The sequence below is a fragment of the Methylotuvimicrobium sp. genome (genome assembly GCF_050611805.1).
Classification (GTDB): domain Bacteria; phylum Pseudomonadota; class Gammaproteobacteria; order Methylococcales; family Methylomonadaceae; genus Methylotuvimicrobium.
Genome location: NZ_JBNGHF010000012.1, coordinates 79,450 through 105,096, shown reverse-complemented (window position 1 = coordinate 105,096; position 25,647 = coordinate 79,450). Strand labels below are relative to the sequence as shown.

The following is a 25,647-nucleotide window of genomic DNA, read 5'->3' as shown; positions in this document are numbered from 1 at the left end:
TAGACACCGAACTCAAACAAACCCGTTTTTACCAAGAAATTGCCGAAGAAGAACGGCGGGAAGGCCGACAAGAAGGTCGACAAGAAGGTCGACAAGAAGGCCGACAAGAAGAAAGTATCGCTTTGCTCACGCGCCTGCTGCGCCGGAAGTTCGGCATACAACCGGAACTCGAAACAGCGCTGAAACGACTGCCGGGTATGGAACTTACCATGCTGGAAAACCTGGCGGAAGAAATTTTGGATTTTAAAAACGTAAGCGACCTGCAAAACTGGCTTGACAGCCAATGAGACACAATAGAAAGTGCCAAACGCAAATAAAGTAGGGAGCGCATCGCCAACGCACCATTGTTCCCGCTTCGTTACCTGGGCTTCCAACTTAAGGCGGAACAAAAGCACTAAGGATTAACCGTTCGCCCTGAGCCTGTCGAAGGGGGAATGGTTAATCCGTCCATGGTTCGACAGGGCTCTCTTGAGCGTAGTCGAAGGGCTCACCACGAACGGATTAACCTTAAGCTGTCCCGCGTTAAGTGGATAGCCATTACCTGCAAACGAATGCTTGCTCGATGCACCGACACTTTCAGCCATCTTTGATGAACACTAAAGAGATACAACGAAAAAATCTTATTTTAAGGCCTCTGCGATATGCAATGGATCATGCAAAAATCGGAACCTGACACCGATATTTTGTGAGCGCCGTAGGGTGCGCATCGCGCACCTTTCCACGGTGCCGAACCGACAAGAGCACGACCAGGTGCGCGATGCGAACTCTACGTCTGGCGCTTAAAAACCTATGAACAATTTCAAAAATATTTTTGAGTTTATAACGCGGGAACACAGTATTTAGCTAAAAATAGCTTTTTTCGACAGCCTAGGTAAGCAGCAACGCTATAGAAGCTACATAGGCTATAATATCCAATCCTCGATGCCGACAAATAGAACGCCAAACTTGACAACGGCTACGCGCGATCAATTGGACCTTTGGGCCGAACGACTGCTCGATGCACCGACACTTTCAGCCGTTTTTGATGGAAGCAGATGAAATACAGAGAGACGACATACTTTTAACATCACTGTGTCTTATGGAATATACAAAAAACAAGACCCGATCTTCCTTGGCTATGATGGATCAATCAAGAAAAAAGCGCGTTCAAAAGTGAGTGGATTGAATGCATAAACAACACACCCGAGGTACCGAAATGCACATTGAAGCAGAGTTGGATGAAGCACGTAGTCAACGTTTGATTTCCATGCAGCAGCGCTTACAAAAGCCGCTCACAGAAATTGTAACTGAAATCTTAGCCAAAGCCATTGACGCCGGGATTGAAGCTAACGAGACTGAAGGACAAAAAATGCTGCGGATATTTTCTGAGGAAGGCTTAATTGGCTGCATCCATGGCGACGGAAAACTTTCGGTCGATTATAAGGAACATTTATGGGGAAATGAGTGATCATTGCTGACTCAGGCTTCTGGGTGGCGATATTAGACGATCGCGATAGTTTTCACCTTTTAGCCCTGCAAGTGGCTGAAAAAATTGAAGAGTCGTTGATAACAACAATCCCTGTAATCACTGAAGTGTGTTATCTATTACAAAATCGTCGAGGCCAAAATTTTGCTATCGCTTTCTTACGTAGTCATCGCCGTGGCGCTTTCAAACTCTTCGATATGGACGAAGGAGATTTAGTTCGATGCGAAGAACTGATGACTCAATATGCAGACTTACCAATGGATTTTACAGATGCTTCGTTAGTGGTTCTGGCTGAGCATATTGGGCATGGTCGTATTGTGTCTACTGACCTGCGTGATTTTAATGCTTACCGCTGGAAAAATCGGCATCCATTTAGTAACTTGCTACAAGACATTCGAAGCGAGACTGATAAAGGTTAATTCGCCCATGAAGATGCACCGCCAAGGAAACCCATTTTGCCACACACAACCGCTACGCAACTGGCCAAACAAATGCATCTTCAATAAAAGCAAAAAGGATTCTGCCCCCTTATTTTTGAGGAAATGCTATATTCCTAGACCCCGTTTTTTACGTTTTTTTATGACCTCGTTTCCTCTGCGGGCGATTCTATCGTTCCGCTAATGTGCGCTGCTTGAGGAGTCACTATTCTGCGTCTTATTAGCAGCTTCAGCCTTTAGACGCTCAACCAGCCAGACTTTTATAATTGATTGCCGCGTAATACCTATGCGAGCGGCTTCACGATCTAGAGATTCGACTACCCAAGATGGGAAATCGACATTGATACGTTTTGGTATTTGGTTGACACGACGACCACGCGAAAGATCAAGATCGTCAATAATATCTTCTTTTCCTTCATCAAATTTTTTATCGAAATCTTTAGCTTTCATATAACTCTACCTCTTTCTTGCGAGATCGCCTGACTGATATCAGACGGACTTTCTTATTTCTGTACGTGACAACGGCCGACCAGTGCTTGGCCGCGATACGACCAATCACAAGAAATCGAGGTTCATTGTCGGATTTGGCAGGGAACTCGAGAAGATCAGGATCATCCCAAAGTTTCTGGGCCGCATGGAAGTCAATTCCATGTTTTTCCAAATTAGCCTGACTCTTATCGTCATCGTATTCGAAATCATTCATGAGTACAAAATATTCCTTTTTTACTCATTTAGCAAGGCAGAAAGTTGGGTGTAGACTATTAGTCCCCTGTGTCAGGATAAGTTGCCGCCAAGAGTAAAAAAGCAATAAACGGAATCTTTTAGAGAGGGGCCTAAAAGTTACCACAAGTGCACACAGCACAAGCAACACTGGCACCTCGGTCCCATTGTAAGAAAATTCCCAAAAAAATCGCTCGTACTTTTCCAGCCAAATGCCGCAAACTAAGTGAAATGCCACACTAAGCGCCATGCATGCCTGATAAAAAATACAAGCAAGAGACTGATAGTAAATAACTTAAATAAAACTGGACTAAACTTTGTATGAAACTACAATTGGTCGATAGCAAGATTTCATGTTGACGTAATCTTTGTTCGATATGCTGTTGTGAGATAACGAAGATGAAGTTTAGGAAATGCTATATAGCTAGACCTGACCCTATTTCCTATTTTCCTCGTTTCCACGGTCCTCCGTGGGAACGCGTACCGATCTTGCCTCGGCAGCCAACGTATGGATTCCCACGGAGGACCGTAGGAACCAAAACCGGAATCACCGTTAAAAACAAATCCAGCTTCTTTAACAACACCAAACTGGCACTGGTAATCGACCATTAACAGGGGGATTGTGGGGATTTTATTAGGACGAGGCTAACACCCCATAAGCGCCAACTTAAGGAAGGAGCTCGTCATTCCGCCAGGGATTGGCGGAATCCACCAGGGCCACGGATGGCAATGCGTAGCACCACATCCATGCAACATGGATATCGACAATCCATACCGATATGACGAATAAAGCCATAAACGCACCATAGAACAAGCACTAAGTTGGCGCTTATGGGCTAACACCCCTCCCTAAACGGTCGCGATGTCACTGTGGGAGCGATCCCCAGATCGCGATAATCGAAGTCGAATAGTCCGAATACCCAAAAAAGCCATCGAAGCCACAATGGCTAAGCACAGCAAGCTACGCACCTAATTTATGGCCAATGTTAGCCGACAAGAAATGTAACCTGACCCCTTTTACTAAAAACTGGTAAAACAGCGTAAGATACACGGCATCGACATCCTCAACTTTGTTGAAACCGTACTCGTCTACAAACTACCGCAACTGACGCGGGAGGAGATTAAAACCATGTTAGGCTTAGACACCGAACTCAAACAAACCCGTTTTTACCAAGAAATTGCCGAAGAAGAACGTTGGGAAGGACGACAAGAAGAAAGTATCGTTTTGCTCACGCGCCAACTGCGCCGGAAGTTCGGCATACAACCGGAACTCGAAACAGCGCTGAAACGACTGCCGGGTATGGAACTTACCATGCTGGAAAACCTGGCGGAAGAAATTTTGGATTTTAAAAACGTAAGCGACCTGCAAAACTGGCTTGACAGCCAATGAGACACAATAGAAAGTGCCAAACGCAAATAAAGTAGGGAGCGCATCGCCAACGCACCATTGTTCCCGCTTCGTTACCTGGGCTTCCAACTTAAGGCGGAACAAAAGCACTAAGGATTAACCGTTCGCCCTGAGCCTGTCGAAGGGGGAATGGTTAATCCGTCCATGGTTCGACAGGGCTCTCTTGAGCGTAGTCGAAGGGCTCACCACGAACGGATTAACCTTAAGCTGTCCCGCGTTAAGTGGATAGCCGTTACCTGCAAACAAATGCTTGCTCGATGCACCGACACTTTCAGCTATGTTTGATGAACACTAAAGAGATACTTGGAAGAAGTATTATTTTAATATCTCTCCGCCTTGTAATGAATCATGAAAAAAATCAAAACCTGACCCTAACCTTCTCCTTTTCATACCCCAAATAAGGAATCAAACATGCTGGCTATAGAATTTGAAACAAATATAGAAAATGGCATTGTCCATGTGCCTAAGGAATATCAATCACTGCAAAAGGCAAGTAAAGCTAGAATAATTATTTTAGTTGACAATACTTCAGAATCACCAGCTACCCAGCCGAGACGCCGTCCGCATCCGGACATAGCCGGAAAATTGCAAATTCTAGGGGATATTATTTCGTCAGCGCCTGAAACAGATTGGAATTTGTCAAAATGATTATTTTGGATACTCACATCTGGCTGTGGTGGGTCAATGATGAGACGAATTCGATGAAAGCCCAATGGATGGAACTCATCAATAACACCTCTGAGGTAGGTGTGTCAGCGATTAGTTGTTTTGAAGTTGCACGGCTACAGCGGCATGACCGAATTATATTGCCGGAACCAATCCTCATTTGGTTTGATAAGGCGTTAAGGGGATCGAATATTACTTTAGTGCCCATTACAGCCGAAATTGCTTGCGCAGCAGTCGATTTATCCGAACATCATAGCGACCCGCAAGACCGTATCATCATTGCCACAGCACTGATGACAGACAGCAAGTTATACTTCGCGCGGTCATGTTTGCGGATTTTATGGCAAGGCTATTTTGTTCGAGAGCAAGGCGCGAAAACAGGCGCATAGCAAGCTATGTAACTGTTTTCGCAACGCCGCTATCGGACAAAATAGCGCGTCAGAAAGCCGCAAATGTGGCCGCGCGAAGTATAATATCTGCAGATCGTAAATTTCCTCTTTATGCAGAATTAACAGGAAAACTCGTCAATTAATTTGAAAAGATTAAAACCATGCTAGGCTTAGATACCGAACTCAAACAAACCCGTTTTTACCAAGAAATTGCCGAAGAAGAAAGTATCGTGTTGCTCACGCGCCAACTGCGCCGGAAGATCGGCATACAACCGGAACTCGAAATTGCGCTGAAACGACTGCCGGGTATGGAACTGACAATGCTGGAAAACCTGGCGGAAGAAATTTTGGATTTTAAAAACGTAACCGACCTGCAAAACTGGCTTGACAGCCAATAAAGCACAAAAGACCGGCTACTCACTTAACACTGGACAGATTAAGGATAATCCGTTCGTGGTGAACCTTTCTGCTGCGCTCAGGGCAGACGGTTAATCTTTAGTGCTTTTGTTCCACCTTCAGTGGGAGGCCGCATCCCGCACCATTGCCCCCCTGTGGGAGCTATCCCCAGATCGTGATATCGAACCAAGCCAAAAAAGGCGAGTAACAACCAACGCTATCGAAGTTGCATAAGCAAAAATATCCAAGCCTCGATCCCGCAGAATCGGCCGCCAAATGCAAAGCGATGAGCACCTTACAAGACAATCGCCATTTTGAAATAATCTTAACAAAATATCCCGGCACCAAATGAATCGTAATTATTCACACCCACCTCTATCGTTCCCACGCTCTGCGTGGGAATGAAGCCCGAGACGCTCTAGCGTTTCGTACCGCTGGGGCGTTAATCATCAGGCATTTCCACGCAGAGCGTGGAAACCATAATTGCCGGGGACTGAATAGTTAAAATGAACCAAATGCCACAAAAATAGGTGAAATGCCACACCTAACGCCAAGAGCTATCAATTGCAAATACAAACAAGAGACTGATACTAAATAACATAGCCAAAACTGGACTAATATTTGTATCAATCTACAATTGGCCGATGAAAGATTTCATCTTGGCGTAATCTTTGTTCGGTATCCTGATGTGAGAAAATGACGGCGAAGTTTTGGAAATGAAATTTTGCAATACCTGAAACTGTTTACGCTTATTTGTAATGTTTCTATGCTTTGTAATGGATGATGCAAAAAACAAGACCTGCCTCCGATCTCATTAAATAAATTATTTTTTTGAAAACTAAAATAAAAAATCTCGCAAAAAATACATTTGTGCGTAATGTATTAACTGTTGCAACGGGTACTGCTGGCGCACAAGCTATAACAATGGCTTTTGCTCCGGTCATTACACGATTATATGGTCCTGAAGCCTATGGTGTTATGGGAGTGTTTATGTCAACGGTTGCAGTCTTAACACCCATTGCAGCCCTTACATACCCAATCGCGATAGTACTACCTAAAGATGATCGTGATGCCAAAGCTATCGCTAGATTATCGGTGTTAATTTCGATACTAGTATTTTTATTGTTATCGTCATGTTTGTTGACTTTTGGCGACACCTTATTGACACTATTAAACCTTGAGTCGATTTCCAGCTTTTTGTTGTTTATTCCTATCTATATGCTCCTATCAGCTTGGTTACAAGTTATACAGCAATGGTTAATTAGAAAAAAACAGTACAAGATTACTGCAAAAGTTGCCGTTTCTCAGGCTGCCGTAGTAAGTGGAACAAAGGCTGGGTTTGGTTGGCAAAGCCCAACATCAACAGCATTAATAGTAATTTCCACTTTAGGGATTGCTTTTCAAATCCTGCAGTTATTAGCAGCGATAGAAAAATCCGAAAATGCGGAAAATTTTTCCAAAAAAAGTAAGGCGCTTCGACCGTTTACCGGATTAAAAGAATTAGCTTATAGACATAGGGATTTTCCATTTTTTAGGGCACCACAAGTCTTCATCAATGCAGCCTCTCAAAGTTTGCCCGTGATCATGCTAGCATCACTTTTTGGTCCTGCGGCAGCAGGATTCTATAGTATTGGCAAAACTGTTCTAGGTTTACCGACAACGTTAATTGGTAAATCAGTATCCGATGTGTTTTATCCTCGAATTACAGAAACGTTTAATGAAGGAAAAAGCGTCAACAAACTTTTGGTTAAAGCTACAGGATCTCTTGCTTTAGTCTGTGTAGTCCCATTTTCGATAGTCATAATCTTTGGTCCATCGTTATTTGAATTTGTATTCGGGCAAGAATGGATAAAGGCCGGCGAATATGCAAGCTGGATGGCATTGTGGTCAATGTTTGCCTTTATTAACCGCCCAAGTGTCAGCGTAATACCGGTTTTAGGATTGCAAAGCTATTTTTTAATATATGAAGTCTTTAGTTTGTTATCAAGGGGGGCAGCTCTTTTTATTGGTTTTTACATTTATTCTAGCGATGTTACGGCTGTAATTTTATTTAGCATAACGAGCGCTTTTTTAAATGCAATATTGATTACATTCACAATACGTTTTGCAAGAAAAAGTGATTCTAAAAGGTTTAATATCTGATATATGAGTGATTTTATTTTTACTAATACAAAGCAAGTTCATGGTTATCTGGCCAAGGAATTACAAGCTATTTATCACGTTGATCCTCCTGATATAACTGAATATCATGGTGATTGGGGTTCTATTGCTGTAACTAAGAATATATATAATGGTTTTCAAGTCTATGAAAATACTGAGCATATTTGTGTCGTAATAGGCGGGCCTGTACTTTGTTTTCAGAATAATAAATTTATAACTGGTAATGATATCGTAGCAGGTACGACTTCTATTTATAATCGCTGGCTCACAAATTTAATCCAATGGGATGAAGACATAAGTGGTCCATTTGTATTTCTAGTTATTGACAAATCTACAAATGATATAACTTGTGTTACTGACTTAATGTCATTTGTTCCCGTATTTGTTTGCCAAGATAAAGCTAATGTAATACTTTCAACTCACGTAGATGTGTTGGCAAGAATATCGAAACAGCAAAGGGAATTAGATTTCATTTCGCAAGTTGATTTTATTCTTCATGGCTTAGTAACTTACCCATATACATTTTATAGTAATATTCGACAAATAGCTCCAGCATCGATACACACCTTAATAGCAGAATCTTGCATATTCAAATATTCTTCATATTGGTTGCCAAAAGAAAATCATCAATCAGAATCAATTAAAGAAACAGCAAATTATCTAAGAAATAGTTTACAAAATTACGTTAATTCAATTGCCGAAGAAATGCCTGTTATCGCTCAATTTATAAGCGGTGGTGAAGATTCTCGAACTTTATCGGCTCTATTGCCTCAAAAATCTCAACGAGATGCTTATATTTTTTTAGATAGTATGAATCGTGAGGGCAAGCTAGCAAAACAGACAGCTAATGCTTATGGTGCTAGTTTTAATTTAGCTACGCGTAGCGTAACACATTATATAGATATACTACCTGCTTGCGCTGACTTAGTCGGTAGTGGAGCAGAATTTCATCATGTACATACATTCGGTTTTCATAAGAGTTGTAAGTTAAACAAATATCCAGCAGTGTTTGGTGGGTTTATGTCAGATACTCTCCTTAAAGGATTAAAAATTAAAAAAACACATTTTACAAAGCGATTTAATTTTTTACCGCAAATTAAACAACGTAAATTTTCTCCTGCTAACATTGTATCTAACAAAATTTTTTCAGATGATGTATTGTTAGAAGTAACCAAGAGGCGTAGAGATCATTTACAATTTATAAAAGGTTTTCGTTACGAATCAGCCGAAGAATGGTTTTACCTTTGGCCAATTACCATGCAAACAGAAATCCCTAACGTACATGGCAACCGAAGACTCTTTAGAAGTTACGAACCATTTATGAGTAAGGAAGTTGTTAAAATTAGCGCTAAAGCACAACAATCCTGGAAACTTAATCGTCGCTTATTTCATAAAGCAGCCAAGCCATTATTATATAGAACAAAATGGTTGCTGCATGGTGACGGTTATTTACCCTATTTTTCATGGTGGGTCAACATGCCAATAAAATTTGTAATTTGGACTTGGAGAAAAATTGGTATACGAACAGGGGTGATAAAAGGAAATCAAGGACCTTGGAGGGATTGGAATTTAGTTATGAAAAGCGAACAGTTCCATCAAGCATTATTAAACTATGCAAAGGGATTCTCCACGATTAGTGGGGTTACTTTAGCAGATAACTCTGAACAAATATTTAATGGTAAAGATTTAGATATTAAGCAAAAAATAAACTTACTTCAGGTTATGTATTTTTTAAATAAGTTTACTCCAAATGATAAAGATATAGATTAATCAGTTTATTAAAGTTGTGAATAATATAAAGCCAATATCTATATTTTTATTATTGTTAGTTTTTATATTTTTTATCCAAGTTATTTTTACTATAGCCTTAGTAATTTTTGGTGGAGCATTCTTTAGCACACCAGAGCACAAGCCAATGAAAGCAGACCTAATTGTCATTTTAGGCGGAGGCACTGGCGATAGAGTTAAAAAAGGCGCGGATTTATACACTAAAGGCTTTGCAAGCACTGTGTTAACTACAGGTTTTCCTGAAATGAATGAAAATGTTTTGCCAACTTATTCTAAATGGCGCTTGCAGTATTTAATTGAACAAGGTGTGCCAAAGCGATCGATATTACTGGATAGTAGTGCAAAAAATACTTACGAAGAGGCTGTTATTATTAATCAGCTGATGATCAATAATAAATGGCAAAGTGTTTTAATTGTTAGCGATCCCCCGCACTTAAGAAGGCTTTCAATTATTTTTTCATTTATTTTTGGCGATAAATCTGACTTGTCGTTTTTTTTGATTTCAAGTAGTCCGGATTGGTGGTCTGCTCAATATTGGTGGAAAAACACTATTTCCGCTCAATTTGTGTTACTTGAAGTATTTAAACTAACATATTTTTATTTTAATAAACTATAAATTTTAAATAATTTACAATGCTATCAGGTTGTAATGATAGGTTTTAACATTTTAGTTATTGAATTGAGTCTGAACAAGGATTTTTATGTCTAATCAAACACAAATTGATATTTGTCTTTGTACTTTCATGCGACCTGAGCTGTTAAGAGAAACACTTACCAGTATTGAGCAACAGCAATTATCGCCTGATATTAATGTCAAAGTTTTTGTTGTTGATAACGATGCGAATGCCGGCGCCGAAACCGTTATTAACGAATTCAAGATGCGCGGCTTAATCGATATAACCTATGATATCGAACCTGAGCAAAATATTGCTTTAGCCAGAAACAGGTCGGTACGCATGGGTAAAGGTGATTATGTTGCATTTATCGATGATGATGAAGTAGCTTCGGAAAGTTGGTTGACTCATTTGTATGATTGTTTGCGTCGTTACGAGGCTGACGGCGTGTTTGGTCCGGTTGTGCCAATTTACCCATCTAACGCTCCTGCCTGGGTTGTTGAATCGGGACTAATAGACCGGCCAAGTCACAAAACTGGGACAACAGTTGTAACGGGCGCCACAAATAACACATTGGTGAAAAGATCTTTGCTGGATCAATATACTGGGCCATTCGATCGGGAATTTGGCTTGACCGGTGGTTCTGATGCGGCTCTTTTTAGAAAGGCGGTTAAGGACGGCTTCAAACTCATTTGGTGTAACGAGGCCATTGTTAGTGAGTCAGTTCCTGATGAGCGGATGACTTTTGAATTTTTAAAAAGGCGATCGTATCGTGGCGGTCAATGCTATGCGCGCATTATTTTAGCCGAAGCAACCTTGATTGAGAAGTTGATGTGGTTTTTTAAACGACTTGCTTATACAACAGTTGCTATATTGTTGGTGCCGTTTGCAATGATTTTAGGCACTAAATATACCATGCGTGCAATTAGAAAATTGTTTCTTAATTTGGGTCAGCTATCCGTTCTTTCTGGTCGGTACTATTATGAATATCGGAGATAAATAATGGCAGTTAATACGGAATCAAGCGTTGGTTACTCTCAGGTAAGAAAGGGTAGCGCTGATTCTCTTAATATTACAAAAAAAAATTATTTGATCCCCAAATATACTGTTATTACAATTTACCTTTTGTATTTGGGGTTTACGCTTGCAACAGCCCGGCACAGTGGGGCTTCCGCAATGGGGAATCTAGGTGAGTTGGTACGAATCCTAACTTTGGGGCCCGCTTACCTTATGGCGCTGCTTGCTATTATGTCGCGTACTAATGTTGTTTGGAAAATATTAGCAAAATGTAAAATCTATTTAGCATTCATAGTTTTTAGCGGGCTGTCCGTATTTTGGACCGTTTTTCCGAGTAAGGTGTTGTTACATAATGCTCACGATATCGGTTATTTTATGGTGGGTATTGTCTTGTTGATATTACTTAAGGAGCGTGGTCCGAAATTTTTGTTTAAACATTTAGCGATAGCATCTCTTGCCTTTATAGCGGTATCTATTTTTGTTTCGATTACTATGCCAAGCATCGGTACTTTTCGATTAACCCGCTGGCAAGGGGTGGCCGGTAATCCGAATACGCTAGGCATGTTTTGCGTGGTTTGCGTATGGAGTTTACTGATGCTCTATAACCTGCATACTCGGTTTTTTGCTAAATTAATGTGTTTGTTTTTTTTGATTGTCCCTTTTTTGGCATTGAAAGGAGGTAAGGAGGTTACATCTGTAACGTCGCTTTTGATGTCTTTATTGTTGTGCTTAACTATTCCTTTTTTTGTGACATTAAGTAAGGGAAATTTTAATACACGCCTAATAAAATTTATTTTTGCGTTTTTTTTGATAATCATTGGAATAACTTCGCTCGTAGCTTTTTTACCGGAAGTATTTAGTGTCGATTATATACTTGCGAAATTAGGGAGAGACAGGACCATGACCGGCCGAACGCGAATTTGGGATATGGGTTGGGAAATTTTTAATATGAAACCTTGGTTTGGTTGGGGATTCGATGCATTGTTGTCGGTTATGCACACTTTACGTTTCGATATAACTCAATTTCATAACGGTTATTTAGATCTTGCCATTCGCGGCGGAATAATCGGTTTTTCGATATTAGTATCGATGATTTTTGTGACTTACCGAGGGTTACTCAAAATCATCCGGCACGATAGTGTTTTCGGTTGGGGGCTTGCGGGCTTTGCAACAGCACTCTTATTGCATAATATGGCGGAAGCCTCGATTATGCGGCCGACCCATCTGTATTGGTTTACGTTCGTGTGGGTTTATCTAGTCAGCTGTAATTATAAATGGTTGTTTCCTATGGAAAATAAAAGGATGGATAATGTTGTCTAGAGATAGTTGTCGTGTACTGCATATTGTCGCTAATTATCCCGATGGAGTTTTTCAGCAACCCATCACATATGCGGTTAAAAACTTAATCGAGGCAACTTCCGATCATTTAGATCACTATGTGGTTTCGATTTCCCGAACGTTGAATCCTCTGAATGAGTATGTTATTCGGGGTGAAAAGATACTTTCCATTTCTTATTTTGGTTTGCCTGCGGCGATCGGCCAAAGCAATTTTTTGAGAAAGTTGGCTCGACGGATCGGACGCGAACTTGATGATATCGGGTTGGAGTACGATATTATTCATGGACATAAATTGACAGTAGAGGCGCTCGTTGCTTTTTTTCTGACATCACATACCGAGAAACCTTATGTATGTACCGTTAGAGGATTAACCGATGGACGTATCATGCGTTGGCGACCGGATCGGAGGGGTATATATAAAAGAGTTATTGAAAAAACTTCAGTGGTTTTTTTTCCGGCTCCATGGACACAAAAATTAATAGACAAACTTTTAAAAATCGAAAGTAAAAGTAGTGTTTCGAATAAATATTTCAACTATACTTTTTTACCAAACATTGTCAAAGTTTCAGAAAATGCTATTAAAGCCGGACTAACACGAAAAAATAGATTCGTAACTGTATTTCGGGAAGGTCGTGGAAAAATAAAAGGGTTTAGAAAATTACTTATTGGACTGGTTGCCGCTAAAATTGATAATAAAAAAATTGAATTGGATGTTATAGGTTGTGATTCGGAAAGTACTGAGGCTAACTGGGTAAAAGAATTTAACTTATCTGATCAAGTTAAGTTTCTTGGGATATTTAATAACGCGGAAACAGTTGCTCAAATTTCACAATATCGCGGCTTTATATTAATAAGCCCTAATGAAACATTTGGAATGGTCTATACTGAAGCATTGTTATCAGGTGTTCCAATACTCTATTCAGCAGATACCGGTATCGATGGATATCTGGACGATCTTGATGTAGGTGTACGCGTTGATCCATTCGACCAAAATAGCATCAATAATGGAATTAATAATTTTAACGAGATAGCCGATGATTTACGCAACAAGCTTAGAATTTATTTAGCGGAGGGGCGCTTTGATTTTTTTCGTCAAGCGTCAATTGCATCTAACTACTGTCAAGCGATTGAGAGTTGCCTTGAAAAATACGAATAAAAATTACTTGTTTCAAGAATCGATTAATACAAACATTGTCAGAAGATTAATAGTTTTTTTATTTCTAACTTATTCGTTGGTCGGCTATTGCGCACAAGTAGAAGATATTCTTTCGCCAATTAAGGTTTCCAAGTCTAATATTAGTACATGGGCGACACCCATTGCATATCGCGATGGTCAAGTTTTTATCGTTACCGTGGAGCAGCCTGACAATGTATTAAACGGTATTAATTTAAAAACAGTCATACGAAAAGGTGAAAAATCTAGTGAGGGTTGGAAATGGGATTCTTTTGTTGTTGATTCGGAGACGTTAGACGATCAGTGGCATAATGTTCCTTCGTTAGCGATTGATGCTAACGGATATATTCACGTTGCTTATAATATGCATAACATGCCTTGGCAATATGTGGTTTCATCGAAACCCCTTAACATAAATGGGTTTGAATTTAGGGGGCAAACAGTCAGCTCAGTAGTTAAATACGCTGTAAAACATCTTAATAGAACTCCGTTTCCCGGAATAGGTCAGGCTGCTATACCGGGTAACCAAATCACATACCCAGCATTTTTTCAGGATAAAAATAATGATTTATATGTGACATATCGTTTTGCAGTACGGCCAAAAAAACATTATTTAAAGCGAGGCTTTGGAGCCGGTATTGCCAAATACAATAATGAAACTAAATCTTGGGATTCATTAGGTGGTGATTTTTCATTAAGCAATATAGATGCGCTTTTGAACAGTGACAGGTCGATTGTAAAACCTTTTGCTTTGACGTTTGATTGGTGGGCTTATTTTCCTAGGTTAGCTTTTGACTCAGGAAATCAGATACATGTTGCTTGGATGTGGCGACAAGGACGAGCGGGCGGTGATCTTTCACATCCAAGTTATGCTTGGTCGGCAAACAATGGACAGGCGTTTAAAACGGTTGACAGTAAAGATTACGAACTTCCAATAACCGTCAATATGGCTGATCAGATCGGTTCATTTAGTCCAGGCACAAAATTTTATGGCCCAACACGTATAGCTATTGGACCAGACGATACACCATATTTTTTACTACAACCTATCGGCCAGGCTCGCGTGCTAGTATACTATGATAAAACTAAAAATCATTGGTCTAAGCCTGAAAAACTACCCAATTCTGCATTGGAAATTGCGTTTGATACAAACGGTAATTTATGGGCTTTCGCTACAGGATTGAGAATTTTTAAGCGTAATGGTATTCATGGCGTTTGGAGAATGATTCACGAAGACAAAGAAGCAAAAATTAAATCCAAACACAATATGTGGTGCCATCCTAAAGTAGCATTAGTTCCTGAAAGTAAAGTGTTTTTAATTTATACTCAGAGCTGTGATTACACACGTTTAAAAGTTACAAAAGTAGACTGGGAATGAATTTTTATATTCCTATGTAAATATATTATTTAATTCCATTGGTACGGTTTATAACAAATATTGAATAACGATTGTAATGTTAATAAAAAGAGTTAATGCCTGCAATCTGCGAGCAATCAGTACCTAAGGGCTATAAGCTTTTTTATACGGTGCTAGTCAGGAAGCAATCTAAAAAGCAGTTGATAGACTAATTGAGTAATAGTGGCGAAAATATCAAAACTCTATAAAGAATTAGGTGGAGTGAAACAAACTGACTATGTTTGATAAAAGAAACAAAGCGGAGCTAAAACGCGTGATTTTTTGTTTTGGCGAAGGTGGGCATACGGCTCAAGCGTCACGTCTTTATATGGCTATGAAACCCTACCTTGTAAATATTGATATCGTGACAGTAGGTGATTTTCACGAAAGGCCGACATGGTCTAATCAACATTTATATTATCCTCCTTTACGATATAAAGAAGACGGCTATACGGTTAAAGCTTTTATAAATGCAATAAAGAATTTAAAAGAAATGTTTGTTTTAATCAGCTCCGCATCTACCTTGGGCGTGGTTTCTACGGGACCAGGATTTTGTGTGGTAATTTGTGCAATAGCGCGCTTGTTTACAAAACGCGCTGTTCACTTGGAAACCTGGTCAAGGTTTGATACCCAAAGTTTAACTGGAAAACTTAACTATTGGATTTGTAATAAGTTTTATGTTCAAAACAGAGAGCAACTTCGTTTTTACAAATCAGCGATTTACTGCGGCTTGTTATGAGAATTTTTGTCACTGTAGGCACAACTGCCTTCGACGAGTTAGTTGAATTTGTAGATAACTGCCCTTTTTTCGATGAGCATGAGGTGACAATTCAATTCGGACCAAGCAAATATATCCCAAAGAATCGAAAGGCCTTTTCATTTGAAAAAAATATCGAGGCTTATTATCAGTCGTCTGATTTTGTAATAACACATGGTGGTGCTGGTTCTATTTATAAATTGCTTGAAATGTCATTACCTATCTGTGCTATTCCGAATCTTGAGCGAATAGATGACCACCAGTTAGATATATGCCAGCATTTATCGAACAAAGAGCATCTATTATTTGCAAAAGATATAAGTAAAATCCCCGATTGTATTCAATCTTTTATAGATGGAAAAATCGAACTAAAGCCTTTTAAGAAAGATAGTTTTTTTTGTGCTAAGGAAATTGCAGATTATTTGTTAGGTTAGATTATTACTTTAGCAATGCACTAAAAAGGGTCTGCAATAAAAGGGATCGGGTGTAACTATTTAGTCCCCCGGCAATTATCATTCCCACGCTAGAGCTCTCATCGTTATACATAAGTCAAAAATTACCCTTTTGCAATCTTAACCAATGAGACCTCGATACCATTTATTGTCACTTAACATTAGCGGATCACCTAACGCTAGACGAACCGCGTAGGGTACGCTATGCGTACCATGGTAACCCCGCGATTTCTGGTTCCCACGGTCCTCCGTGGGAACCCATACGTTGGTTGCCGAGGCAAGATCGGTATGCATTCCCACGGAGGACCGTGGGAACGAGGAATAAAGACCGGTTCGGGGATTGGTATCGAGCCCGAAAATACGAAGGAACTGGCTGCCGCGATTACGGCTTTAGCCGATGCGCCGGACCAATGCGCGGCGATGGGCGAAGCCGGGAAAGCCTGTGTAAGTGCCGAATTCGACCGCCGGGTATTGGCGCGGCGTTTTGAAGAGGTTTTGGCATCGGTTGTGTAGGGTGCCGCATTGCGCACCGAGGTTCACTGCTATTAAGTTAATTGAAGGACAATCCTAGGTTCTGGTTCCCACGGTCCTCCGTGGGAACCCATACATTGGTTGTCGAGGCAAGATCGGTATACATTCCCACGGAGGACCGTGGGAACGAGGAATAAAGACCGGTTCGGGGATTGGTATCGAGCCCGAAAATACGAAGGAACTGGCTGCCGCGATTACGGCTTTAGCCGATGCGCCGGACCAATGCGCGGCGATGGGCGAAGCCGGGAAAGCCTGTGTAAGTGCCGAATTCGACCGCCGGGTATTGGCGCGGCGTTTTGAGGAGGTTTTGGAATCGGTTGTGTAGGGTGCCGCATTGCGCACCGAGGTTCACTGCTAATAAGTTAATGGAAGGACAATCCTAGGTTCTGGTTCCCACGGTCCTCCGTGGGAATCCATACATTCGCTGTCGAGGCAAGATCGGTATGCATTCCCACGGAGGACCGTGGGAACGAGGAATAAAGACCGGTTCGGGGATTGGTATCGAGCCCGAAAATACGAAGGAACTGGCTGCCGCGATTACGGCTTTAGCCGATGCGCCGGACCAATGCGCGGCGATGGGCGAAGCCGGGAAAGCCTGTGTAAGTGCCGAATTCGACCGCCGGGTATTGGCGCGGCGTTTTGAGGAGGTTTTGGAATCGGTTGTGTAGGGTGCCGCATTGCGCACCGAGGTTCACTGCTAATAAGTTAATGGAAGGACAATCCTAGGTTCTGGTTCCCACGGTCCTCCGTGGGAATCCATACGTTGGTTGCCGAGGCAAGATCGGTATACATTCCCACGGAGGACCGTGGGAACGAGGAATAAAGGCCGGTTCGGGGATAAGTATCGAGCCCGAAAATGCGAGTGAACTGGCTGCCGCGATTACGGCTTTGGCCGATGCGCCGGAAAAATGCGCGGCGATGGGTGAAGCCGGGAAAGCCTGTGTGAGTGCCGAATTCGACCGCCGGGTATTGGCGCGGCAATTTGAGGAGGTTTTGGTTTCGGTTGTGTAAGGTGCCGTATCGGGCACCGGGGTTAGGATGCGGTTGATTGGTTGCAATGGGCGTTGTCAAGGTGCGCGGTACGCAGCCTACTGTGCTTAGTTGTTGTGGCTTCGATGGCTTTTTTTGGGTGTTTTGCTTGTTCGTCTTCGATTATCGCGATCTGGGGATCGCTCCCACAGCAAGCTTGTGCCGAATTCGACCGACGGGTATCTCCGGCGGGTCGGGTTATTTAACCCGTCCCCAATGTTTCGACTTGCTTCGGCTACGGTTGAAACGTTTCGGACGGGGTTACAAACCCCGTCCTGCCAAAGACAATAACGGCAATTCAGGCTTAATTGCTAGCATCCCTCTTTAAAAATAGGTGGATTTATTTTTAAAAATCTTCTCTAGGCCTTCATTTTCAAAGAAGAGGACTGAATACTTGCGTTATAAAAATAGTGTTTATAATAGCGTTTTCAAATTCTGAGAACGGTAACGAGGTGCAGAATGCTGCTAAATGAACAAATGCATTGGATATCGTTTAATCATGATCTCATTAATTGCCAAATTAAGCACATTGATGATTTCTTTTTTTTGGCGTTTGCCTAGAAAAAAACATTCGATAGGGGTAAGAATCGACTAGTTTGCGACTTATTCGGCTTTGCCGTATTATCATGGCATGTTCACAGTCGCCGAAACTTCTATTTTCCGCAAATACGCATCAGAAATATGGACAGATGCCGAAGTAACTGAATTCATCAACTGGATTGCTGCAAACCCTTACTCAGGTGCGGTCATTTCCGGTTCCGGTGGTTGCAGGAAAGTCCGTTGGTCGCGTATGGGGAAAGGCAAAAGAGGCGGAGCGCGTGTTATTTATTTTGTTATTGAAAATGATGCCATTTGGCTGTTGATTGCTTATACGAAAGCAAAATTCGACAATTTGCCAACATCGTTTTTGGCAGAACTAAAAAAAGAGGTGGAAAATGCTCTCTGAAATGGAACAATTTCAACAAGATTTGCTTGAGTCAATTAAGCAAATGAAACGCGGCGATGCTGCCAGGGTAACTAACGTGGCCCTCACTGAGGCAGCACAAGCTAGGTCGTTTGTTGGTCTTTCGCAAACTGAGTTTGCAAAGTTGCTTGGCGTATCGCCACGAACATTACAAGATTGGGAACAAGGTAGGCGTGAACCTACCGGTGCAGCTAAAACCTTGCTGAGAGTTGCAATAACTCACCCGGAGGTGCTTAGGGAATTTCATGCCTAATTGTTTCGGCATCGTTGCATTATTTATATTTTCCTGGAAATTATTGAGACCCCCACTAAAAGGAGTTACTTTTCTTGCCGCCGGTGCGATCAAGAATAAGACGGTTATCGGTGCTTTGGAATGGCTGGATAGATTCACTTACAGTAAGGCGGACCGTATCGTAGCGGTTACCAATACGTTCAAGGTGCATATTGTGGCGCATGGCAGGCGCGAGAGTAAGTTGTGTAGGGTGCCGCATCGCGCACCGGGGTTTGGATGCGGTTGATTGGTTGCAATGGCGTTGTCAAGGTGCGCGATGCGCAGCCTACTGTGCTTAGTTGTTGTGGCTTCGATGGCTTTTTGGGGTGTTTTTGCTTGTTCGTCTTCGATTATCGCGATCTGGGGATCGCTCCCACAGCAGCTTGTGCCGCATTTGATCGCCGGGTGTTGGCGTAGCATTTTTAGGTGGTTTTGGCTTCGGTTGTGTAGGGTGCCGCATCGCGCACCGGGGTTGGTCGAGGTTGATTGGTTGCAATGGCGTTAACAAGGTGCGCGGTGCGCAGCCTACTGTGCTTAGCCGTTGTGCACTTTTTGGGTGTTTGGCCTTTTCGCCTTCCTCTCACCTAGCGTTCAATGCCAATAAGTTAAGCGGTTTGTGGTGAGTCTGTTGAAGTTATGGATGTCTTCACTTATCGATAAGGACTATTTCATTCACCCTTCGACAAGCTCAGGGCGAACGCAAAAGCCCTTAACTTAATGGCATTTTCACCTAGCATTTCAAGCCCCGTCCTACTCAACGAAAAATGGTGAGTATGGTTTTCCTGCTTTGAGTGTGAGCATGGTGGGCTTCTGAAATGGCCCATTGGCTTATTTTTAAGTAATGTCATAATATATGCAATATGAATCAAAGCCGGATCGTATTGGATACCAACATTCTGGTTGCGGCCGCACGAAGTCGTAACGGGGCCTCATACGCGCTGCTGCAGGCGTTGCGCAACCGCCGATTTATTGCTTTGGCATCGGTGCCTCTAATGTTGGAATACGAGGCGGTACTGAAACGCCCTGAGCATTTAGCCATTGGTAATCGCACGATCTTAATGACTGATACCTTTCTTGATGCAATGAGCCAGTACATCGAGCCGGTGCATTTGCACTATTTATGGCGACCACAGTTGCGCGATCCGGTCGACGAAATGGTGCTTGAAACCGCGCTTAACGGTCGAGCTAACGCGCTGGTTACTTTGAATGTGAACGATTTTGCCCCCGCCAGCCATTTCCGTCTGTCGGTGCTTAACCCCGGTGAATGTTTACGCCGCTTACAACAGGAGCAGAACTAATGGCCAATTATGCCTTGAGCGTGCCCGAATCGCTGTTCGCGTATGCCCGCAAAGTCGCGGAGGAAGAGCAGGTTTCGGTAAATCAGTTTTTCGTTACCGCGATCGCCGAAAAAGTCTCGGCACTCAAAACCGAAGCCTACTTCCTTGAACGTCAGGCCCGCGGCGAACCGATGGCTTTCGATGCTTGGCTGTCCGCCAGCCCGGATGCCGAGCCAATGAAGGGCGACGAATTGCCATGATGCTTTAAATCGCAGGCTTTTAGTAAAAGATAAAGGCATTGGGGTTAAGGCATTGGGGTCATAAGGCATTGGGGTCAAGTCTGGAAATGTAGCATTTTTTTAAAGCTTATCTTTATTGTCTCGCATCAGAATATCAAACATCTAAAAGGGGTTACTTTACTTGCCGCCGGGGCGATCAAGAATAAGAAGATAATCAGCGCTTTGGAGTGGCTGGAAAGATTCGCTTACCGTAAGGCGGACCGTATTGTAGCGGTTACTATGCATTCAGGTTGCATATTGTGACGTATGGCGGTAGTGAGAGTAAAACGACCGTTATTCGTAACGGCGTCGATCTCGGGTTTTTTGTCGATCAACCGTGCGACGATGCGTTTGCCGATTCGCTGGGTGTCAAAGATAAGTTTGTTACGGCGTACGTTGGTACGCACGGTATGGCGCATTGCTTGGATGTGATTCTCGATGCGGCCGAAATGTTGCGGGATCGTGAAGACATTTCTAGTTCCCATGGTCCTCCGTGGGAATCCATACATTCGCTGTCGAGGCAAGATCGGTATGCGTTCCCACGGAGGACCGTGGGAACGAGGATTCTTGGCGTGCGTGGTGAGAGTCGGGAAATTGTGGAAAAGGCCGGTTCGGGGATAAGTATTGAACCTGAAAATGGGCGATCCGGGGATCGCTCCCACGTTATGACATTGCAGTCGTTTTGTAGGCCTCGTCCTAGTAAATCCCCGTTCTGCTTGGAGATAACCGCTATACCAGCCTGAACACGGCGACAGCTAGGCCGGCGACTGATAGAAATATACCCATCGCCCACATGGTTAGTTGCCGCATGTCGCGGTGGATTTGTAGTATTTCCTGATGAACTTGCTCAAAACGCTTGTTGGTGTTTTGTTGCATTTGTTCGAAGCGCTTATTGGTTTCTTGTTGCATCTGCTCAAGGCGCTTGTCGACCTGTTCGAAACGCTTGTTGGTTTCTTGCTGCATTTGTTCGAGGCGCTTGTCGACCTGTTCGAAACGCTTATCCATCTGCTGCATGATCATCATCATGGTTTCGCGTTGCGCTTTGAGCTCTTCGCCTTGGTTTTTCAGCGCTTCTTCAACCCGCACCATGCGCTCGCGCAATTCGATTTCATAAACTACCGGCGGTTTGCCGAGCGATTGTTCGGCAAGCCAAACGGCTAAATGTGTTTTGATGTATTCAATATCTTCTGCGGCTAACATGATTCGATCACTTAATTGGTATTCGTCTCAGCCGGCATTATATACCCGTCTTACATTTAATTTCAGTTTTTTCAAGCCTTATCTATGGACCCTTCGGTTAAAAGGGGCCAGGTTACTTTTCTTGTTGTCTGGCATTAACTATAAAAATTATCCCGGCCTCTTATTCATGTGAAGCACAAATTCAATTATGTGTTTTATAGGGTCATGGCGCCGTTCGATAGTTGTAATGTGCTCATCTCGCACCGGGGTTTGGATGCGGTTGATTGTTTGAAATGGCGTTGTAAAGGTGGGCGGTGCGCAGCCTATAAAAGGGGTCAGGTTCTGAGGTATCCCCACAAAATAGCCATATAAAACAATTTGCTATAGCTAAAAATTGATCGATAAATTGGTTTTTCGGGTCTAATTGCTATAAAAGGGGTCAGGTTACTTTTCTGACCGTCGGTGCGATCAAGAATAAGAAGATAATCAGCGCTTTGGAGTGGCTGGAAAGATTCGCTTACCGTAAGGCGGACCGTATTGTAGCGGTTACTATGCATTCAGGTTGCATATTGTGACGTATGGCGGTAGTGAGAGTAAAACGACCGTTATTCGTAACGGCGTCGATCTCGGGTTTTTTGTTGATCAACCGTGCGATGATGCGTTTGCCGATTCGCTGGGTGTTAAGGGTAAGTTTGTTTCGGCTTATGTCGGCACGCATGGCATGGCGCATGGTTTGGATGTGATTCTCGATGCGGCTGAAATTTTGCGTGATCGTGAAGACATTTCTGGTTCCCACGGTCCTCCGTGGGAATCCATACATTCGCTGTCGAGGCAAGATCGGTATGCATTCCCACGGAGGACCGTGGGAACGAGGATTCTTGGCGTGCGTGGTGAGAGTCGGGAAATTGTGGAAAAGGCCGGTTCGGGGATAAGTATTGAACCTGAAAATGCGAGAGAACTAGCTGCCGCAATTACGGCTTTAGCCGATGCGCCGGACCAATGCGCGGCGATGGGCTAAGCCGGGAAAGCTTGTGTGAGTGCCGAATTCGACCTCCGGGTGTTGGCGCGGCGTTTTGAGGAGGTTTTGGCTTCGGTTGTGTAGGGTGCCGCATTGCGGACCGGGTTAGGATGCGGTTGATTGGCTGCAATGTGTTGTCAAGGTGCGCGGTGCTCAGTACTCTGGAAAAATACAACACACAGTTAGTTAGCCTACTCCTTCTGCCAATTTAATTTCTCCCTAAGATCTAAGTAGTATATGAGTTAACTTGATTTGTGACTACATTGAAACTACAATTTGTGCCAATTACTTAATTAATGGGAATAATTATGGAGCCCGCAGATACTTATGTCCGTGCTCGTATTGATACACGAACGAAGGAGCTTGCAACCGAAGCTTTAGAAGCAATGGGATTGACGGTATCGGACGCAATACGTTTGCTTATGATACGTATTGCAGAGGAGCATCGACTGCCATTTACGGTGGAAGTGCCTAATGCAACGACGCGAAAAGCCATCGCTGAACTTGAAGCAGGAAAGGGTGAGAGCTTCAATACCATCAATGAACTGATGGCTGACCTGAATGCGGACGATTGAGCGCTAGACGGCTTTTAAGCGGGATTTCAAAAAACATGGCGATATAAACACCGCACTGATTGAGGTTTTGTACAAGCTGATTAGCAATGAAGACTTGCCTGGAAAATACCGTGACCATTCCCTGTCTGGCGACTGGTCAGGCTATCGTGAGTGCCATGTTAAACCTGACTTGCTTTTGATCTACAGCAAGCCAGACGAGGATACCTTGCTGTTAGTGCGGTTGGGTTCGCATAGTGAATTGTTTGGTTAACCTTAAGGCTTCTATATACAAGGAAAGTACAAGGGGTTACTTTTGGGTTCGGGTATTTGCATCGAGCCAGAAAATGCAGACGACTACTCCGCTTAGCCGTTGCGCGGATTGGTGAAGCCTCAAACTACCCTTCACCCTTCGACAGGGATCTCCTGAGCGTAGCCGAAGGGCTCAGGGCGAACGGTAGTTTGAGACTCTTAACTGCTCTTTTTAGGTTCATGAACGCCCGGTCATCGCTCCGGCAAATGAAAGTCAACGGTGTTTTGTCGCTAGGCTTTCGGGCGGCTGCTACGTAACTTTCACAGTAAAATCAACTCAAGTTTAAATCTTGATAATTGTGTCGTTATAGAGCGCTACCAAGGGATCGTGGGTCATTAAACGCATCGGCTCTACGAGTGCTTGAGCCACAAGTATGCGGTCGAACGGGTCTTGGTGATGTAAAGGCAGTTCTTCGACCGCTATAGCATGTTCCGCCTCAACGGCGAGGAAGCGATAACCAGATTCCTGAAAATAGCGCATCGCGTCTCGGCTAGAAACCGGCATGTCGCCTCGACCTAGCGAATGCTTGATTGCAATTTCCCAGACATTCGCCGCGCTGACCCAAACGGTCGTTTTGGGTGATGAAATCAAATCACGTGCCTTTTGTGGCAGTTTTGGGCTATCCGTGATAGCCCATAGTGCAACGTGAGTATCCAGCAACAGATTCAAGACTGCACCTCACCCATGAACAACTGAGCCACTTCGTCGTTATGCACATCAATGCTGTCCGGCACCACGAATAAGCCTTTTGCTACACCAATCCGCTTCCCGGATGGTGCAGTATCTATCGGAACAAGCTTAGCAGCTGGGCGTCCATTCCTGGCAATCACGATTTCACGCTCTTGCCCTTGCTCAATGGCCTCTACTAAGCGGGACAGCGAGGACTTGGCTTGTAACATATTTACAGTTTGCATTACATTCCCCATAAAAAATACTTAGTCTAGTCTAGCTAACCACGTAATTCAATCAAGACTTCAAATAGGTAATTTTGCCGTTTACTTCCCCTATTCTTGGGTTCGATAAAACGAGCGTTTTATCGAACCCAAGCAAGTTGGTACAAAGGAGTCAAGTTATTTTTCTTGCCGTCGGTGCCATCAAGAATAAGAAGATTATCGGCGCTTTGGAATGGCTGGAAAGATTCGCTTACCGTAAGGCGGATCGTATCGTAGCGGTTACCAATGCCTTTAAGGTGCATATTGTGGCGCTTGGCGGTTGCGAGAGTAAGACTGACGTTATTTCTGGTTCCCACGGTCCGCCGTGGGAACCCATACATTGGTTGCCGAGGCAAGGTCGGTATGCATTCCCACGGAGGACCGTGGGAACGAGGAAACGAGGAATAAAGACCGGTTCGGGAATAAGTATCGAGCCCGAAAAAGCGAAGGAACTGGCTGCCGCGATAACGGCTTTGGCCGATGCGCCGGAAAAATGCGCGGCGATGGGTGAAGCCGGGAAAGCCTGTGTGAGTGCCGAATTCGATCGCCGAGCGTTGGCGCGGCGTTTTGAAGAGGTTTGGGTATCGGTTGTGTAGGGTGCCGCATTGCGCACCGGGGTTCACTGCTATTAAGTTAGTGGAAGGACAATCCTAAGTTCTGGTTCCCACGGTCCGCCGTGGGAATCCATACATTCGCTGCCGAGGCAAGATCGGTATGCATTCCCACGGAGGACCGTGGGAACGAGGAAAAAGTTGATTGGTTGCAACGGCGATGCAAAGGTGCGCGGTGTGCAGCCTACTGTGCAACGTTTTGCGGTTGCTTTGACATCAGTGTATATTTTACTGCTTGAATAATCGGTTCACGGCATACTGAATCAACCGATCAAAATCGAGGGGCAACGCCATGCAAAGCGTTTCTGTTTCCGAACAAGGTCAAAGTCGTAATTCCGCTTGAATTTCGCAAAAATCAGGCATTCTCGCTGGTTCGCAGCTTAGACAAAGCCGGATGAAAGTCGAAGTCAAATAACGCATATCGCCTACGCGCTCCGAAGATGGCTATGACCTATTGGTAGGCAAACAAGCGGGAGAAAGACATTGCGAGGATTTTGAAATACGGACGGTTTAACC

At 43.3% G+C, this 25,647-nt stretch carries 33 protein-coding genes and 2 pseudogenes; 29 read left to right on the top strand and 6 right to left on the bottom strand.

Annotated features, from left to right (window positions below; all coding sequences use genetic code 11):
- The 3 genes from ACRJJO_RS08330 to ACRJJO_RS08320 all read left to right on the top strand — a co-directional run.
- On the top strand, positions 1–287 hold a 287-nt coding region (locus ACRJJO_RS08330), incomplete at its 5' end, for a DUF4351 domain-containing protein (RefSeq protein WP_431065377.1).
- Between the two features lie 908 nt (positions 288–1,195).
- Positions 1,196–1,447 (top strand): hypothetical protein, encoded by a 252-nt coding sequence (locus tag ACRJJO_RS08325; protein ID WP_431065376.1) that lies wholly within the window; start codon positions 1,196–1,198, stop codon positions 1,445–1,447.
- A complete protein-coding gene (locus tag ACRJJO_RS08320; RefSeq protein WP_431065375.1) occupies positions 1,444–1,884 on the top strand; it encodes a type II toxin-antitoxin system VapC family toxin in 441 nt (146 codons plus the stop codon). The genes ACRJJO_RS08325 and ACRJJO_RS08320 overlap by 4 nt, the downstream gene beginning before the upstream one ends.
- Positions 1,885–2,082: 198 nt before the next feature.
- Here ACRJJO_RS08320 and brnA read toward each other — a convergent pair whose 3' ends face one another.
- On the bottom strand, positions 2,083–2,352 hold the full coding sequence (gene brnA / locus ACRJJO_RS08315) for a type II toxin-antitoxin system BrnA family antitoxin (protein ID WP_431065374.1): 270 nt from the start codon (positions 2,350–2,352) through the stop codon (positions 2,083–2,085).
- A complete protein-coding gene (locus ACRJJO_RS08310; protein ID WP_431065373.1) occupies positions 2,342–2,605 on the bottom strand; it encodes a BrnT family toxin in 264 nt (87 codons plus the stop codon). The genes brnA and ACRJJO_RS08310 overlap by 11 nt, the downstream gene beginning before the upstream one ends.
- A gap of 1,044 nt (positions 2,606–3,649) precedes the next feature.
- On the opposite strand from ACRJJO_RS08310, the pseudogene ACRJJO_RS08305 reads away from it, so the two are divergent.
- The 22 genes and pseudogenes from ACRJJO_RS08305 to ACRJJO_RS08200 all read left to right on the top strand — a co-directional run.
- Positions 3,650–3,745: pseudogene (locus ACRJJO_RS08305) on the top strand (hypothetical protein); the annotation flags it as partial.
- A gap of 6 nt (positions 3,746–3,751) precedes the next feature.
- Positions 3,752–4,012: a DUF4351 domain-containing protein gene (locus ACRJJO_RS08300; RefSeq protein WP_431065372.1), complete on the top strand. Its 261-nt coding sequence runs from the start codon at positions 3,752–3,754 to the stop codon at positions 4,010–4,012.
- 429 nt (positions 4,013–4,441) lie between these two features.
- Complete coding sequence (locus tag ACRJJO_RS08295) at positions 4,442–4,678, top strand: hypothetical protein (protein WP_431065371.1); 237 nt, start codon at positions 4,442–4,444, stop codon at positions 4,676–4,678.
- Complete coding sequence (locus ACRJJO_RS08290) at positions 4,675–5,085, top strand: type II toxin-antitoxin system VapC family toxin (RefSeq protein WP_431065370.1); 411 nt, start codon at positions 4,675–4,677, stop codon at positions 5,083–5,085. Before ACRJJO_RS08295 ends, ACRJJO_RS08290 begins: the two co-directional genes overlap by 4 nt.
- A 161-nt stretch (positions 5,086–5,246) precedes the next feature.
- On the top strand, positions 5,247–5,483 hold the full coding sequence (locus ACRJJO_RS08285) for a DUF4351 domain-containing protein (protein WP_431065369.1): 237 nt from the start codon (positions 5,247–5,249) through the stop codon (positions 5,481–5,483).
- 829 nt (positions 5,484–6,312) lie between these two features.
- A complete protein-coding gene (locus tag ACRJJO_RS08280; RefSeq protein ID WP_431065368.1) occupies positions 6,313–7,623 on the top strand; it encodes a lipopolysaccharide biosynthesis protein in 1,311 nt (436 codons plus the stop codon).
- Between the two features lie 3 nt (positions 7,624–7,626).
- A complete protein-coding gene (locus ACRJJO_RS08275; RefSeq protein ID WP_431065367.1) occupies positions 7,627–9,411 on the top strand; it encodes a hypothetical protein in 1,785 nt (594 codons plus the stop codon).
- 16 nt (positions 9,412–9,427) lie between these two features.
- Positions 9,428–10,045: a YdcF family protein gene (locus tag ACRJJO_RS08270; protein WP_431065366.1), complete on the top strand. Its 618-nt coding sequence runs from the start codon at positions 9,428–9,430 to the stop codon at positions 10,043–10,045.
- Positions 10,046–10,130: 85 nt separating this feature from the next.
- Entirely contained in the window at positions 10,131–11,042 is a 912-nt protein-coding gene (locus ACRJJO_RS08265; protein ID WP_431065365.1) for a glycosyltransferase family 2 protein, read from the top strand.
- Positions 11,043–11,045: 3 nt separating this feature from the next.
- On the top strand, positions 11,046–12,380 hold the full coding sequence (locus ACRJJO_RS08260) for an O-antigen ligase family protein (protein WP_431065364.1): 1,335 nt from the start codon (positions 11,046–11,048) through the stop codon (positions 12,378–12,380).
- The gene (locus tag ACRJJO_RS08255) at positions 12,370–13,554 is read left to right on the top strand and encodes a glycosyltransferase family 4 protein (RefSeq protein ID WP_431065363.1); all 1,185 of its coding nucleotides are present in this window, start codon (positions 12,370–12,372) and stop codon (positions 13,552–13,554) included. The genes ACRJJO_RS08260 and ACRJJO_RS08255 overlap by 11 nt, the downstream gene beginning before the upstream one ends.
- A complete protein-coding gene (locus tag ACRJJO_RS08250) occupies positions 13,538–14,950 on the top strand; it encodes a BNR-4 repeat-containing protein (protein WP_431065362.1) in 1,413 nt (470 codons plus the stop codon). The genes ACRJJO_RS08255 and ACRJJO_RS08250 overlap by 17 nt, the downstream gene beginning before the upstream one ends.
- A gap of 256 nt (positions 14,951–15,206) precedes the next feature.
- Positions 15,207–15,707 carry a PssD/Cps14F family polysaccharide biosynthesis glycosyltransferase gene (gene pssD, locus ACRJJO_RS08245; protein ID WP_431065361.1) on the top strand — a complete coding sequence of 167 codons (501 nt, stop codon included), beginning with the start codon at positions 15,207–15,209 and terminating at the stop codon, positions 15,705–15,707.
- Positions 15,704–16,159 (top strand): PssE/Cps14G family polysaccharide biosynthesis glycosyltransferase, encoded by a 456-nt coding sequence (pssE, locus tag ACRJJO_RS08240; protein ID WP_431065360.1) that lies wholly within the window; start codon positions 15,704–15,706, stop codon positions 16,157–16,159. Before pssD ends, pssE begins: the two co-directional genes overlap by 4 nt.
- A 306-nt stretch (positions 16,160–16,465) precedes the next feature.
- Complete coding sequence (locus ACRJJO_RS08235) at positions 16,466–16,690, top strand: hypothetical protein (protein ID WP_431065359.1); 225 nt, start codon at positions 16,466–16,468, stop codon at positions 16,688–16,690.
- 461 nt (positions 16,691–17,151) lie between these two features.
- Positions 17,152–17,376, top strand: a complete 225-nt coding sequence (locus ACRJJO_RS08230; RefSeq protein WP_431065358.1) for a hypothetical protein — start codon at positions 17,152–17,154, stop codon at positions 17,374–17,376.
- Between the two features lie 220 nt (positions 17,377–17,596).
- A complete protein-coding gene (locus ACRJJO_RS08225; RefSeq protein ID WP_431065357.1) occupies positions 17,597–17,719 on the top strand; it encodes a hypothetical protein in 123 nt (40 codons plus the stop codon).
- Positions 17,720–18,368: 649 nt separating this feature from the next.
- Positions 18,369–18,683, top strand: a complete 315-nt coding sequence (locus ACRJJO_RS08220; RefSeq protein WP_431065356.1) for a transcriptional regulator — start codon at positions 18,369–18,371, stop codon at positions 18,681–18,683.
- Positions 18,673–18,954 carry a helix-turn-helix domain-containing protein gene (locus tag ACRJJO_RS08215; RefSeq protein WP_431065355.1) on the top strand — a complete coding sequence of 94 codons (282 nt, stop codon included), beginning with the start codon at positions 18,673–18,675 and terminating at the stop codon, positions 18,952–18,954. Before ACRJJO_RS08220 ends, ACRJJO_RS08215 begins: the two co-directional genes overlap by 11 nt.
- Positions 18,947–19,219 (top strand): hypothetical protein, encoded by a 273-nt coding sequence (locus ACRJJO_RS08210; protein ID WP_431065354.1) that lies wholly within the window; start codon positions 18,947–18,949, stop codon positions 19,217–19,219. Before ACRJJO_RS08215 ends, ACRJJO_RS08210 begins: the two co-directional genes overlap by 8 nt.
- 634 nt (positions 19,220–19,853) lie before the next feature.
- Entirely contained in the window at positions 19,854–20,270 is a 417-nt protein-coding gene (locus tag ACRJJO_RS08205) for a putative toxin-antitoxin system toxin component, PIN family (protein ID WP_431065353.1), read from the top strand.
- Positions 20,270–20,509 carry a toxin-antitoxin system HicB family antitoxin gene (locus tag ACRJJO_RS08200; RefSeq protein ID WP_431065352.1) on the top strand — a complete coding sequence of 80 codons (240 nt, stop codon included), beginning with the start codon at positions 20,270–20,272 and terminating at the stop codon, positions 20,507–20,509. Before ACRJJO_RS08205 ends, ACRJJO_RS08200 begins: the two co-directional genes overlap by 1 nt.
- A 224-nt stretch (positions 20,510–20,733) precedes the next feature.
- On the opposite strand, the gene ACRJJO_RS08195 is transcribed toward ACRJJO_RS08200, so the two are convergent.
- Positions 20,734–21,012 (bottom strand): hypothetical protein, encoded by a 279-nt coding sequence (locus tag ACRJJO_RS08195; protein ID WP_431065351.1) that lies wholly within the window; start codon positions 21,010–21,012, stop codon positions 20,734–20,736.
- A 244-nt stretch (positions 21,013–21,256) separates the two neighbouring features.
- Positions 21,257–21,727 (bottom strand): hypothetical protein, encoded by a 471-nt coding sequence (locus ACRJJO_RS08190; RefSeq protein WP_431065350.1) that lies wholly within the window; start codon positions 21,725–21,727, stop codon positions 21,257–21,259.
- A 550-nt stretch (positions 21,728–22,277) separates the two neighbouring features.
- Between ACRJJO_RS08190 and ACRJJO_RS08185 the strand changes: the two genes are divergently transcribed.
- From ACRJJO_RS08185 to ACRJJO_RS08175, 3 genes and pseudogenes are all read left to right on the top strand, one after another.
- The gene (locus ACRJJO_RS08185) at positions 22,278–22,724 is read left to right on the top strand and encodes a hypothetical protein (protein WP_431065349.1); all 447 of its coding nucleotides are present in this window, start codon (positions 22,278–22,280) and stop codon (positions 22,722–22,724) included.
- 308 nt (positions 22,725–23,032) lie between these two features.
- Entirely contained in the window at positions 23,033–23,299 is a 267-nt protein-coding gene (locus ACRJJO_RS08180) for a type II toxin-antitoxin system RelB/DinJ family antitoxin (RefSeq protein ID WP_431065348.1), read from the top strand.
- 22 nt (positions 23,300–23,321) lie between these two features.
- A pseudogene (locus ACRJJO_RS08175) lies at positions 23,322–23,549 on the top strand (type II toxin-antitoxin system YafQ family toxin); the annotation flags it as partial.
- Between the two features lie 321 nt (positions 23,550–23,870).
- Here the strand turns inward: ACRJJO_RS08175 and ACRJJO_RS08170 are convergent.
- The gene (locus tag ACRJJO_RS08170; RefSeq protein ID WP_431065347.1) at positions 23,871–24,257 is read right to left on the bottom strand and encodes a type II toxin-antitoxin system VapC family toxin; all 387 of its coding nucleotides are present in this window, start codon (positions 24,255–24,257) and stop codon (positions 23,871–23,873) included.
- Positions 24,254–24,502 (bottom strand): type II toxin-antitoxin system Phd/YefM family antitoxin, encoded by a 249-nt coding sequence (locus ACRJJO_RS08165; protein WP_431065346.1) that lies wholly within the window; start codon positions 24,500–24,502, stop codon positions 24,254–24,256. Before ACRJJO_RS08165 ends, ACRJJO_RS08170 begins: the two co-directional genes overlap by 4 nt.
- A gap of 74 nt (positions 24,503–24,576) precedes the next feature.
- Here ACRJJO_RS08165 and ACRJJO_RS08160 point away from each other — a divergent pair, with 74 nt between their 5' ends.
- On the top strand, positions 24,577–25,116 hold the full coding sequence (locus ACRJJO_RS08160; RefSeq protein ID WP_431065345.1) for a hypothetical protein: 540 nt from the start codon (positions 24,577–24,579) through the stop codon (positions 25,114–25,116).
- Positions 25,117–25,647: the final 531 nt, after the last annotated feature.